Source organism: Psychrobacter sp. NPDC078631, assembly GCF_050268165.1.
GTDB lineage: Bacteria > Pseudomonadota > Gammaproteobacteria > Pseudomonadales > Moraxellaceae > Psychrobacter.
This window is the reverse complement of sequence record NZ_JBNNGG010000001.1, coordinates 418,992-432,500: the sequence shown is the minus strand read 5'-3', so window position 1 is coordinate 432,500 and position 13,509 is coordinate 418,992. Positions and strand designations below refer to the sequence as shown.

The window sequence follows — 13,509 nt, the reverse complement described above, 5'->3', positions numbered from 1 at the left end:
CTATCAACTATTGCTGTGAATTGTCATCAATATCTAAAATTACCCTCTTAAAATCGACCCTTAAAACATAACGACGTGCGTAAACCTTATGATTGAAAAATACAACTTATTCTTATTAATCTGCGGGATTGCCTTTCTACTAGGAGCCTTATTTCCTGTTATTTTTAAGCGCACCTCTATCTCTTTACCGATGCTCCAAGTCAGCTTCGGTCTGATGATGGGCTACTGGTGGACGTCTTTGTCCTTTTTAGACCCACTTGATAACGGTTTACTCATCGAGAAACTGACTGAGATTGTTGTATTGGTCTCATTGGTTGGTGCTGGTATTAAAATCGATACTGAGTTGTCTTGGCGACTGTGGCGACCAACGGTAAGGCTACTACTCATCACCATGCCTATTGGTATTTTTGCGATGGCAGTCTTGGGGTATTACGCGTTTGGTTTAAGCCTTGGTGCAGCTATTTTATTAGGTGCGGTACTAGCGCCTACTGATCCCGTGTTAGCTTCGAGCATTCAGGTGGGACCTCCCAATACAGGAGGAGAAGACACACCGCGCTTTACTTTAACGTCAGAGGCAGGGTTGAACGACGGTTTGGCTTTTCCGTTTGTGTACCTAGCGATTAAGATTGCAGAAGCGTTCAGTGAAGGCAAAGCCTTTACTTACGATATGCTATGGTCATGGTTTACTCATGATGTCTTATGGAAGATTGGCGCAGGCGTAGTGGTGGGTGTACTGGTTGGTAAAATATTGGCCAAAGTCGTGTTTTCTAAACACACTCGTGAGACTACCATCTCGCAAGGCTATGTGGTTATTGCGTTGACGCTACTAGCCTATGGACTTGCAGAGTATGTACATAGTTATGGCTTTATCGCTGTATTCGTGGCCGCATTTGCGTTTCGTCGCTCAGAATGTGAGCATACTTATCACCAAAAACTGCATGATTTCGCTGAGCAATCAGAAGGCTTACTAATGTCATTAGTGCTAGTTATCTTCGGCATGTTCCTCGGTCAAGGGTTGCAAGCAGGTGTCGAGCTGACATGGCGCGTCTATATCGTAAGCTTTACCTTCCTACTACTCATACGACCGATTGGTGGATTTATTGCCTTATCAGGATTGAACTTACCTCATACCGAGAAATACGCGATATCAGCTTTAGGTATTCGTGGTATCGGTACTTTGTATTATCTATCCTATGCGCTCAATCAAGGTTTCTTCGCAGATGAGGATGCGCTTAAATTGTGGATTGTTTGTTCGATTGTCATTTTGACTTCTATCTTTATCCATGGTCTCAGTGCATCAAGATTGCTCAAAATGACACCAAATAAGCAGCATTAAAATTAATGCTGCTTATATTTAAAACAGAATCAATTCGCGATTAAAACTAGCATTGTTAAAATATCTCTTCTACCCAGCTTAAGACGGCTTCTGTCAATGCAAACTGACGAACGTCATTGAGCATGGTGGTATCAAAATTATGAATAAAAGCGAATGACAATTGGCGCTCAGGGTCGCACCAAGCAACCGAACCGTTATATCCCATATGCCCAAATCCTGATAATGCAGGGCTCACTCTCTTATCCGCATCATCGTTGTTAGCATACAAGCTAAATAATCTATGATAGCCCAATCGCCATTTCATAGCCGCTGGCATAACCGCATCTAAACCCTCAACCTGCGGAGTAGATAACTGCTCAAAAGTAGCACTATCGATCAGTATTTTTCCTTGCCATATACCGCCATTAGCGAGCATTGCGTAAATCGTTGCCAGTGCTTTAGCGGAAGCGACCCCATTTGCCGCTGGAATGACCGCCTGTAGTGTCTGACGATTATAATAGTCAAGGGCATGTTTGCCAGCAGGTATCAGCGCCGCCTTATAGTTTTTTAGATTGAGCTGACTGGTATTGAAATATAAGCTATTAATACGCGCAGTATTCAAGATAGATTGCACGCTGTCAGTATCAGGGCTATTTAGATTTTCATCAAGGCTGTCATCAAGGCTATTTTGCGTCTCAGCTGCACGCTTGTCATTTAGCATTTTCTGTTGCCAGTAATGATAGCTAGGTAAGCTTGCATAAGTACGTAAAGTCTCTTTAGAGTCTACTTTTAAGGTTGGTTTTTGACGTCTCGATTTTAATTGAGCACTCGTATCCTCTGATTCTTCAAAATTTTTGGCCAATTTTGCTACCTGATCTACTTTGCTATCTGGCACACCAAAATAGCAGCTGTCGGCGATACCCAGAGGCTTCGTTAGATACTGGCGCAGTGCTTCAGCAAACGATAGATTCGTGACCGCCTCTACTAAGCCGCCCAATATCCAACCATAGACCAATGCACTATAGGCGCTGTCATATTTGGTCGCATCTTCGGGAGAAGTAATGGGCATCGCTGCAATGTGGTGCAGCATCGTATCCCAATCGAGTACTGTCTCGCTATCGACATCAATACTTTGGATCGAAAACAAATCGGCTTGATGTGACATGATTTGTCGCAACGTAATTTGGTCTTTACCGTTTGCAGCAAATTCTGTCCAATAATGGGCAATAGGTTTGTCATATTCGATCAGTTGCTGCGAAACCAGCACATGAACCAACGTTGCCAATACTCCTTTACCAGTAGAAAAATTAATGGCCAACGTATCAGGCTGCCACGGCATATCGGGACGCGCCATACCTGTACTGACTTGCGCGATACACTGACCTGCCTGATACACGGCCACAGCCCCGCCAGCAGGTACATCATCAAGCTGTAAATCTGTCAATAATTGCTGTAATTTTTTTTGAAAGTCAGCATTTATAGATGTATTAGAATTTTCTGTATTATGATCCATTATTATTACCTTGCTCCAGTGATATGAATTATTCTATTTTTAAGATGATAGCAATACACAAGCTATATAAAATATTTGAACCAGTATAAATGAATTGTGAGCCAATAAAAAAGGCCACCCATTGGTCGCCTTTTTTATTATTTATTTTGATGTTATTTTTAGAGTTTACTCACGTCTAAGACAGCATTGAAATGCAGTACTGTAAATTTAGTTAACGCGGTACTAGCAAGCGATTATGAACTTCTTGTTCAAGCTTGGTCAAACCATGACTGCGACCACGTTCCATCGCTGTATCCATCTTACGTCCACGCAACCATCCTGCCCGCAGCGCTATTGCAGCTCCTACTCTATTACCCGACCCACAATGCATAGCGACTTTTTTGCCATGGTGCTGGCGCAATACATTATCAAATGCCAATATCTTAAGCTGCTTTAGCTCTTTAGCACCGCTGATAGGCAGCTGTTCGTAGTGCATACCTGCTTGCTCAACTGCTGATGCCTCATCAAAGCTTAACTCGTCATCAGGCTGCAAGTTGATGACCAGCTCGACGCCCGCTTTCGCTAAAGCCGCAACTTTTTCGTCATCTAATGCACCGCACACGATAGTGTTTGCATCTGGACGAAAATAAGGCTCAAAGATATCGGCCAAATCAACGCCATTATCGGCACTAATATGCATGTTAGCGCCGCTATCATTAGCGGCGACCTTATCGGTTGCTATCGAGCTATCTGTTTGATCTACGTCTATCGCGTTTTCTTCTGAAGGCATGTTTTGTGAAGTCATAATAATAAATATGTACGTTAAATATGGCTGTTAAAATAGAAGCTTTATGATACTTACTCTACTTGCTGTCGCTCTTTGAGGTTACAACACCCGCCAAATGCGGTTTATTGTTTTTAGAGCTATACAGTCCAAACTCACAAGTATCATCTACATTTGTAAGCTGGGCTACTGGCTCAGCAATCAGCTCTACTTCAGCTGGTAAAAAGATAGGCAGCTTAAATGAAACGTCAATTGTGTAAGCATCAGGCAAGTCACCCATTAGAGCAAGGCACTTAGCCTTTGACCACATACCATGTGCAATCGCTTTAGGGAAACCAAACGCGCGTGCTGATAGTGGATGCAAATGAATCAAGTTAAAGTCACCTGAGACAAAAGCATAACGACGACCGATATCTTCTGGTACTTCAAAAATGCTATGAACACCTGCTTCGTTTACTTCAGGCTTGACCATGACTGGACGCGGCGCGCTCTTTTTATCTTTACTGCTAGGTTTTTTGCTACGTGATAAATAAGTCGATGTACCTTCCCAGATGACTTCATCTTCTGACTTTACGATAGTGACAAAGTCAAACTGCTGACCTTGGGCATGATCGCGTAGGTTATCAAAAGTGACCGACATTGCTACCGTTTCACGCTCTCCAATCGGGCGATACTGGGTGACGCTATTATCGACGTGAACAAGACCTAACATGGCAAATGGGAATGGCTCTTTGACCATCATGTTCATCTGCAGCGTCTGTGACAGTACCGAGAAGTAAGTCGCTGGCACTTTGCCATCATCAGCAAAACCGCAAATTTTGCGATAATCATCTAGGTTTTCTTGATCGATATGCAAGTCGTCTACATAGTAAGTAGATTGTGGCAACTGGTCTCTACTGACCTTGCCACCATTACCGATAGGCAATAAGCTTTTGACAATATTGGCGTAAGTGGTGTGCGCTTTTGGCAACGCATCATAATGTTTGTCTGACATAAGTACATCCTAAGTGTGGCTTGAACAAGTTCTTTAACGTATATAAAGACAATCTGCAGTCATTGACTAAAGCCTACTATTAAATCATCTAATAAGCATTAAATTTAATCAACCTCATGAGTATCTTTAATAGCAAAAAATAGTTTGGCTATTGGTTCTTGTGTTTTTATCATAAAAAAGCCACCCTTGGGCAGCTTTATTACACTTTATCAGAGATTATTTCGTAAGCATATGTGATACAAACGAGAAATAATAGCTCATATGATACAACTACTGTCTCTATCTATACCTTATTTCTCACATATACTTATCAATTAATCAACATTATGCACCAAGTAAGCTTTGACCACAGACGCGAACCGTGTTGCCATTTAGACCGCCAGACGCAGGTGACGCGAACCATGCGATAGTCTCAGCCACATCTACTGGCAAGCCACCTTGGCTCATTGAGTTCATGCGGCGACCAGCTTCACGAATAGCAAATGGAATGGCTTCTGTCATTTGGGTTTCGATGAAACCAGGAGCGACTGCATTGATCGTCATGCCTTTAGCATTGTTTTCTAATTGCTTGGCAGTTGCGTTAACCAAACCAATTACACCGGCTTTAGAAGTGGCATAGTTGGTCTGACCCATGTTGCCCGCGATACCTGAAATTGATGACACACATACGATACGTGCGTTTTCTTTCAACACATCGTTATCTAACAAGTAGCGGTTCAATCTAGCGATACTGCCCAAGTTGATATCAATGACCATGTTCCATTTTTTCTCATCCATCTTAGCCAACGTCTTATCACGAGTCACGCCAGCATTATGGATGATTGAATCTAAGCCACCACGTTTTTGGGCAGCGTCAGCGATTTCTGCACCAGCGTCTTCACTAGTGATATCTACTGTCAAAGCAGAGCCACTGATTTCGCTAGCAACTTTTTGTAGGTCAGCTTGCTGCTGTGGTACATCTAAACAGATAACATGAGCCCCTTCACGAGCCAATACACGAGCGATAGCTTCGCCAATACCGCGACTTGCGCCAGTCACTAGCATAGTTTTGCCGCCTAAAGGCTGGTTCCAGTCAACGTCGACTGAGCTGCCTTTACTGACACGTACTACTTGTCCTGATACATAAGCTGAACGAGCTGAGGTAAAAAAGCGTAAGGTTGAATCTAGGTTTTGCTCTGCGCCTTCTTCAACATAAATCAGCTGCGCTGTAATACCGCGCTTAAACTCTTTACCCACTGATTTCACAAAACCCTCAAGCGAGCGTTGAGCCATTGCAGATTCAATATCAGTGATGTTCTCTGGCGTACGACCAACCACAACCACACGGCCTGACTTTTCTACGCGGCGTGCAACTGTATGGAAAAACTCATAAAGCTCTTTTAGCTGTTCAGCATTGCTGATATTACTGGCATCAAAAAGCAGTACTTTGAATTGATCATCGCCGCCCGTGTTGGCTTTTGCCTCTACGCCTGCATCAGCAAGTGCGTCTTTAATGTCATCACTGCTGTTTACATATACTTCGGCATGGACGTCTGACAGGATACGGGCAACAGATTCACTGACGCTCTTGTCATCACCAGTAGCACGGCCAACCAATACGCTACCACGCACCAAACGCTCACCGCTTTCGAAACGATCAAGCGTCGTTGGCATCGGCAAACCTAAGTTTTTTGCTACCTTTTTGCCAATAGAAGATTGAACAAAATCACCGTAACGGTCTGACATAATATAATCCTTATAATTAATGATTCGTATAATAATAAAAAATGCAATGAATCTATTATATAGAGACATTGACATCGTAATTATTTAAATTTAGTAAATCGCCTCAAAACTAGCCTAACTATACACTTCCCTTATAAACAAGTCCAAAAACAGATAATGTCTACAACAATCTGTAAACAAGTCAGTATACAAGCCAGTCGTTTTTAGCAGCGTTAAGCGCCACTATAACATGTTAAAATCTGACCTATAGGTTATGGCATACTTAATTATTGATAACAATATATTATCAAACGTACTGTTATGCAATGCTAATATTTCTTACTAGTCAGTCTATTAGAGCGATGCGTCATGGTCATGAATCTACTACCGACCTCATACAAGCGTCACATAGTTTGCTAAAGAGATACATTAAGTGAATAAAAAACGCCTTATGATAAACAGCTGTATTGCGTAATAAATGATAATATTTGCTTGTATAAAATAACTTAACTATTTTTTATTGTTACCTATCACTTTTTACTTCTACCCATACTTTTTAAGGATAATATTATGAGTAATAAAAACAATCATCCAGATAGCCCTGTTGTTGAAAGTACAGTTGTTAAAGCAACGGATACAAAATCAGATACAGCAAAAAAAGAAACCGCTGCAAAAAACGCCTCGACTAAAGACAATAGCGCTAAAGATACTAGCGCTAAAGATACTGCTAGCAAAAAAGCGGGCGATGAAAAAGTAGAAACCACTACTGCCAAAAAACCTGCTCCAGCTAAAAAAGCCAGCACAACCAAACCAGCTTCAAACCTGAATCGTGTTGCTATTTTAGGTGGTAACCGTATTCCATTCGCACGCTCAAATGGAACATACGCTGATGTTAGCAACACAGACATGCTAACCGCTGCATTGGACGGTTTGGTTGAGCGTTATAACCTACAAGGCGAAACCGTAGGTGAAGTGGTATCTGGCGCAGTTATGAAACTTAGCCGTGATATCAACCTTACTCGTGAAGCGACATTGAATACCGCGCTGAACCCACATACGCCAACTTATGATATCTCACAAGCTTGCGGTACTGGCTTACAAGCGACATTTGCTTCTGCTAACAAGATTGCACTTGGTCTGATCGACTCGGCAATCACTGGCGGTGTAGATACTACTTCTGACGCTCCTATCGCTGTCGGCGATGGCTTGCGTAAAGTACTGATCAAACTTGGTGCAGCAAAAGATAACAAACAACGTCTAAAAGCACTAATGGGTCTCAATCCAAAAGACTTAATCGATTCACCACAAAACGGTGAGCCACGTACTGGCCTATCAATGGGCGATCATCAAGCGATTACCACGCTTGAGTGGAATATCAGCCGTGAAGCGCAGGATGAGCTTGCATTTAACAGCCATCAAAACCTAGCACGCGCTTATGACGAAGGTTTCTTTGACGACTTGATCACGCCATACAAAGGCCTAACTCGTGATAACAACTTGCGTCCAGATACTACATTAGAAAAACTGGGCAAATTAAAGCCAGTTTTTGGTAGAAAAAATGCCAATCCAACGATGACAGCTGCCAACTCTACGCCGCTTACTGATGGTGCTTCTTGTGTGCTATTGGGTACTGATGAGTGGGCAAAAGAGCACGGGCTAAAACCACTTGCTTATATCGTCCATCAAGAAACCGCAGCGGTAGATTTCATTGGTAAATCTGGTACTACAGAAGGCTTACTAATGGCACCAGCTTATGCGGTACCACGTATGCTTGAGCGCGCTGGTCTGACTCTACAAGACTTTGACTTTTATGAGATTCATGAAGCCTTCGCTTCACAAGTACTATCAACCCTAGCTGCTTGGGAAGATGAGAAATTCTGTGAAGAGCGCTTAGGCTTAGATGCCCCGCTAGGGTCCATTGATCGTAGCAAATTAAACGTAAACGGTTCATCACTAGCGGCAGGTCATCCATTTGCGGCAACTGGTGGTCGTATTTTAGCTACTGCTGCTAAATTATTGGATCAAAAAGGTTCAGGCCGTGCACTTATCTCTATCTGCGCAGCAGGTGGTCAAGGCGTGACTTGTATCCTAGAAAAATAAGCTTGGTCACTTTTAAGTGAAAAAGATACGCTGACTTATTAGTTTAATCAGTACATATCTATCAATAAAAAATGCCCTTTAATTTATTTAAAGGGCATTTTTTATTGTCTGTACTTTGCTATGATAGAAACGACCTAGATAGTAGCCTCTTAAAAAAGCCGATACGCAAAACAAAGGTAATATTTATGGGTAAGACAAAAATTTTATTAAGAAAAATGAGGCAAGTCATTTTTGGCTCTGAAAAACTGGTGATGACAGAACCGCTTGCAACCGCTGATTTTCAATCTCTAACGACTGAGGAGGATGTAGATCGGTACCATCAGGAACAAGCCATTCTTACTGAACGCATCGAAAAAGACATTCTTGATGATGATTTACGTCGAAAAATGCACCAAGACTTAATCGATACATATGATGAAGAACTAGAAAATGAAATAGATGACTATGCACGTGACTTTCGTTTTAACGGACGTGAGATGAGCGAGCAAGAAAAACTGGACCGACGCACCTACTTTCAAGAGTTGGTACGACTACAGCGAGAACTGATAAAACTACAAGACTGGGTCGTTGATCGCGGTGAGCGTATCGTCGTTATCTTTGAAGGGCGGGATTCTGCTGGTAAAGGTGGCGCCATTAAACGCATTACCCAACGATTAAACCCACGCGTTTGCAGGGTAGCTGCCCTACCGGCTCCCACTGAGCGCGAGCAAACGCAGTGGTACTTCCAACGTTACGTGGCCCACTTGCCTGCAGCAGGCGAAATCGTATTGTTTGACCGTAGTTGGTACAACCGCGGAGGCGTTGAGCGTGTCATGGGGTTTTGTACTGACGCACAATATGAGGAATTTTTTCAATCAGTACCAGAGTTTGAGCGTATGCTCGTGCGCTCAGGCATTCGCTTAGTAAAATACTGGTTTTCTATCACTGATGATGAGCAACATGCTCGATTTATGAGCCGAATATATGATCCGCTTAAGCAATGGAAACTCTCACCAATGGACCTACAGTCGCGCCGACGCTGGGAAGATTACACCAAAGCAAAAGAAACTATGTTTGAGCGTACTCATATTCCTGAAGCACCCTGGTGGGTTGTCGAAGGCAATAATAAAAAACGTGCTAGGCTGAACTGTATTGCCCATTTGCTCGACCAAATCCCTTACAAAGAAGTGCCTCGTGACGAAATTGAGTTACCCAATCGCAAACGCGATGATGAATATTACCGCGAACCTATTCCCGATGATATGTATGTGCCGCCTCGTTATTAAGCTACTAACGCCTACTACTATAAAAAACTAAATAAAATTGATCGAAAAAAGCAGCCTTACTAAGTAATAAGGCTGCTTTTTTTATATTAATAAGTTAAAAACTACAGCCAAACTCATTAAAGATACAAATGTGATTTCTAGATACTACATAGTATAAGTCGATTGCAAGCTATCGATTTTTCCCGCGAGTAGGCGCTCAACCTCATTCTTAATTCTTTGGCCAGAGACATCACTACCAATTTGCACAGCAAACCCTGCAGGTCGACTGCCTTGACTCTTAGAGTTAATCCAAACAACCTTACCATTCATTGGTAGGCGTTCACTAGAGTTGGGTAGCGTAATGGCAATAAACACTTCATCACCCAATTGCTGAGGTTTGTCAGACGGTACAAACAAAGCGCCATTACTGACAAATGACAAATAGCTGGCATATAACATTTCGATACTTTCATAATGACAGGTTAAAATCCCGCCACGTCCTGGCATTGCCATAGTCAGCTTCCTTCATCAACTGGGTTTAATATGTTTATATAAATAACTGATAGTATATAGTTAAGAACAATTGCAAATTTTCGAACAATAATTAAGCGCTCAAGCATGGCTCTATAAGCTTGCCAACTCTTGCATTAGCTTATCATAGGCAAATTTTTCTTGCACATTTTGTTGCAGTGCAATTTTGGTCTGCTGCACGCTGTTAGCAAATGCCTCTAACCCGCTATCAGTAGGCTGATAAGCAGCCAATATCGTTGATAGATTGACATCCTTTTGTAGTTCAACAAGGCCCAAACAGACACGGCGTATATCAAGGAGCATCAGCTCAGACAGCTGTATAAATTCTTTAATATTAAGCTGACCTTGCCAATAATCACTTGCCGCCACGCCACTACGTTTACCACTACGTAGCGCCTGCCATGTGGTCAGCCATAAGCTGCGCTTGCTATACCACGGTGCTTGCGCTAAGGCGATAGAAGCTAATGGTGCACCATTGGCTAGTTGTATCAACTGCTCAATCGCAGCGGTACCGACAGCTTCGCGGTTAATCGTGTGACCTAACGCCTGCGTCACATGATCGACAGCAACAGTCAGCTCAATTGTCTGTAATGCTAACTGTTGAACACGACTCTTAATCGTTGGCAATAGCTGAGCAGGCGTATCACTAATCAAAAATAGATGCACCTGCGCTTGTGGCTCTTCCAATGTTTTAAGCAGCGCATTGGCAGCGGCCACCGTCATTTTTTCAGCGTGATCTAATACACAGATACGCATCCCTTGCCCGCCTTGATAAATAAAAGGCTGCAAAGCACGAATATCATCTACTTTGATCTTAAGTGCGCTGTTGCTAGTAGCTTTAGCGCCTTTTTTATCTTTTGTGCTACTTGATTTTTCTTGAAGCGCATCGCTCTCGGCACTGATAGGCATACTAACGAGTGGTAATACTTGTAGGCTCGGATGAGTTCCCGACTTGAGCCATTGACAGCTCTCACACACTTCACAAGCACCTAGTGGGTGTGCGCCACGCTCACGGCATAATAGCCAAGCGACCAATCGCCATACAAAGGCGCGTTTGCCCATACCTTGCATACCAGCAGCGAGCAATGCATGCGGCAAAGACTGCTGCTTAAGTACGCGCTTGGTCAACTGTAACCACAGTACTTTTTGCCATGGCAATAGTGGCGCAAAATATATACGGTCTGTGTTATCTAATGCGTCCATATTTCCTGTCAAATTATTCATGGTTATGGCTCTATCACATTGATTAGGTATTTCAGGTATAGCCACGACAACGATACTTTAGCGTTGTAGAAAACTTAGAATCGCACGCAACTTTGCTCAGACTATTACTTATGAGAGTTATGAAAGTTATCTAAGCTCATCGCGTTTAGACGGTCTAAATCTTCTTGTGTATCGACGCCAGCTGGTAGCTGACAGGCGGCTTCTGCGATTGCGATATGCTGACCATTTTCTAAAACACGTAATTGCTCTAAACTTTCGAGTATCTCAAGTGGTGTTTGTGGCCAGTTTACGAACTGCTGTAATAGACTGACACGATAAGCGTATAAACCCAAATGGCGATAGGCGTTCTTTGGTGGTTGCGTCTGATTATTATCAGCTAATACGACGTCACGGTCACAAGGAATCGGTGCACGGCTGAAATAGAGCGCACGCTGTAAGTTATTAGCAGATTGGCTGACTACTTTTACTACCGATGGTTTTTGGAACGTATCATAGTCATTAATAGGCTCACAAAGTGTGGCCATCACGCTATCCTCATCCGCTACCAAAAGCGCCTGTACTTGCTCCAAAAGCAATGGCGGTACAAGGGGCTCATCGCCTTGCATGTTCACCACGATATCATGCTCAGCCCAACCTTTGATAGCTGCTACCTCTGCCAAACGATCCGTCCCTGAAGCATGCTCGCTACTGGTCATAACCACATCAAAACCTGCATCGGTGCAAACTTTTGCAATTTGCTCATCATCAGTCGCTATACACATGTCATCAGCAAAATTTGCTGTCTGCGCTTTTTCTGCTACCCAAAGTATCATCGGCTTACCATGAATAGCTAGCAATGGCTTACCAGGTAAGCGCGTACTCTTGAAACGTGCAGGAATCACGATATGAGTTTTGGCAGGTGTGATGGCGAACGACATGGCGTATTCCTATAAAAATTATACGGGGATTTAAAATATTAGCTGATATTTATAATGAGGCTGAGGTGCTCATATCATGGTCGATACGAATCCCTAGCGCCTTTAGCTGCGCATCTAGATTATGATAACTATTCTCTGATAATACAGCCGTCACTGGCAACACCCATAGTCTACTAACAAGTTCTACATACTCATCATTGAGTGCTTGTGTCGCTGTATAGTCTGCCAATAATGCGCTGATTTTTACCGCATCTTTACTGGTTACGATGATAGGATAATCACCATACTGTAAAAGCTCAGCCAAACTAAAATCATAGTGATCAGAGTAAGGATGCCCTATGACCTCAAAGCCAATAGATTCTAAGGTATCAAAAAACCGCTGTGGATAACCAATACCACTGACCGCATGGACGCGGCTGTTATTAGTAGGCTTAACACTATTTAGTTGAGCTGCACTCGATGTAGAATTCCATAGGCGCTGTAACTCATCAGCTTGCAAATGCATGGTCAAACGGTCAGTAGACTGTATCTTATTACCACTTCTAGAAGTCCGAGTTAAATCTGTACTTGGCTTTTCATGATAAATAACATTTGCACCCTCTAATCGTGACACCGGCTCACGCAAAAAACCTGTTGGTAATAGCTGCTTATTACCAAACCCACGGGCGGCATCTACCACAATCCATTCGATATCGCGCTGTAGTGCATAGTGCTGCAAACCATCATCTGCAATAATCAATTGCAAATTAGGCTCTGCCTTTAATAGAGTGGCAATCGCTTGTTGACGATTGGGACACACTGCCATAGCAGCGCCTGTCATATGAGCAATCAAACAAGGCTCATCCCCGACTACATGAGGTAAACTGATAGCACTGACCAATGCAGGCATGTGACTCGTATCACCGCCATACCCACGACTGATTACCCCTACGTCTACACCTTTCTTTTGCAGATAGGTGACCAGAGCAATAATCAACGGCGTCTTACCACTACCGCCCACACTGATATTACCAATGACCATCACAGGAATAGGTGCTCGATAGCTTGATAATAGCCCAGCCTTATAAGCCTGACGACGCAATAAGATGATGAAACCGTATAACCAACTGATAGGCAGCAACAACCACAACCAAACAGCTTGACGTTGCCATGCGCGGGTGATTGTCGTCTCAATACTCATTAATCAATATCGCTTATCTTATTG

Annotated in this window: 11 protein-coding genes; 3 read left to right on the top strand and 8 right to left on the bottom strand. The window is 43.0% G+C overall.

From position 1 onward, the window contains the following. The first annotated feature begins 88 nt into the window (after positions 1 to 88). Positions 89 to 1,336 (top strand): cation:proton antiporter, encoded by a 1,248-nt coding sequence (locus ACQKCP_RS01730; RefSeq protein WP_427611044.1) that lies wholly within the window; start codon positions 89 to 91, stop codon positions 1,334 to 1,336. A gap of 55 nt (positions 1,337 to 1,391) precedes the next feature. Here ACQKCP_RS01730 and ACQKCP_RS01725 read toward each other — a convergent pair whose 3' ends face one another. The 4 genes from ACQKCP_RS01725 to ACQKCP_RS01710 form a co-directional block, all read right to left on the bottom strand. After that, complete coding sequence (locus ACQKCP_RS01725) at positions 1,392 to 2,828, bottom strand: serine hydrolase domain-containing protein (RefSeq protein WP_427611043.1); 1,437 nt, start codon at positions 2,826 to 2,828, stop codon at positions 1,392 to 1,394. Between the two features lie 211 nt (positions 2,829 to 3,039). After that, positions 3,040 to 3,612 (bottom strand): beta-lactamase hydrolase domain-containing protein, encoded by a 573-nt coding sequence (locus tag ACQKCP_RS01720; RefSeq protein ID WP_427611042.1) that lies wholly within the window; start codon positions 3,610 to 3,612, stop codon positions 3,040 to 3,042. A 58-nt stretch (positions 3,613 to 3,670) separates the two neighbouring features. Next, positions 3,671 to 4,585, bottom strand: coding sequence for a MaoC family dehydratase (locus tag ACQKCP_RS01715; protein ID WP_427611040.1), 915 nt, complete (start codon positions 4,583 to 4,585; stop codon positions 3,671 to 3,673). 324 nt (positions 4,586 to 4,909) lie between these two features. Next, positions 4,910 to 6,310, bottom strand: coding sequence for a 3-oxoacyl-ACP reductase (locus ACQKCP_RS01710; RefSeq protein WP_427611039.1), 1,401 nt, complete (start codon positions 6,308 to 6,310; stop codon positions 4,910 to 4,912). Between the two features lie 549 nt (positions 6,311 to 6,859). Between ACQKCP_RS01710 and ACQKCP_RS01705 the strand changes: the two genes are divergently transcribed. Continuing rightward, positions 6,860 to 8,389, top strand: a complete 1,530-nt coding sequence (locus ACQKCP_RS01705; protein ID WP_427611038.1) for an acetyl-CoA C-acetyltransferase — start codon at positions 6,860 to 6,862, stop codon at positions 8,387 to 8,389. 185 nt (positions 8,390 to 8,574) lie between these two features. Further along, the gene (gene ppk2 / locus ACQKCP_RS01700) at positions 8,575 to 9,654 is read left to right on the top strand and encodes a polyphosphate kinase 2 (protein WP_238053100.1); all 1,080 of its coding nucleotides are present in this window, start codon (positions 8,575 to 8,577) and stop codon (positions 9,652 to 9,654) included. Positions 9,655 to 9,798: 144 nt separating this feature from the next. Here ppk2 and ACQKCP_RS01695 read toward each other — a convergent pair whose 3' ends face one another. The 4 genes from ACQKCP_RS01695 to lpxK form a co-directional block, all read right to left on the bottom strand. Then, positions 9,799 to 10,146 (bottom strand): PilZ domain-containing protein, encoded by a 348-nt coding sequence (locus ACQKCP_RS01695; RefSeq protein ID WP_101205408.1) that lies wholly within the window; start codon positions 10,144 to 10,146, stop codon positions 9,799 to 9,801. Between the two features lie 111 nt (positions 10,147 to 10,257). Then, positions 10,258 to 11,388, bottom strand: coding sequence for a DNA polymerase III subunit delta' (locus ACQKCP_RS01690; RefSeq protein WP_427611037.1), 1,131 nt, complete (start codon positions 11,386 to 11,388; stop codon positions 10,258 to 10,260). Between the two features lie 104 nt (positions 11,389 to 11,492). Beyond that, positions 11,493 to 12,305, bottom strand: a complete 813-nt coding sequence (gene kdsB / locus ACQKCP_RS01685; protein ID WP_427611036.1) for a 3-deoxy-manno-octulosonate cytidylyltransferase — start codon at positions 12,303 to 12,305, stop codon at positions 11,493 to 11,495. A 49-nt stretch (positions 12,306 to 12,354) separates the two neighbouring features. Next, positions 12,355 to 13,485, bottom strand: coding sequence for a tetraacyldisaccharide 4'-kinase (gene lpxK / locus ACQKCP_RS01680; RefSeq protein WP_427611035.1), 1,131 nt, complete (start codon positions 13,483 to 13,485; stop codon positions 12,355 to 12,357). Positions 13,486 to 13,509 lie beyond the last annotated feature (24 nt).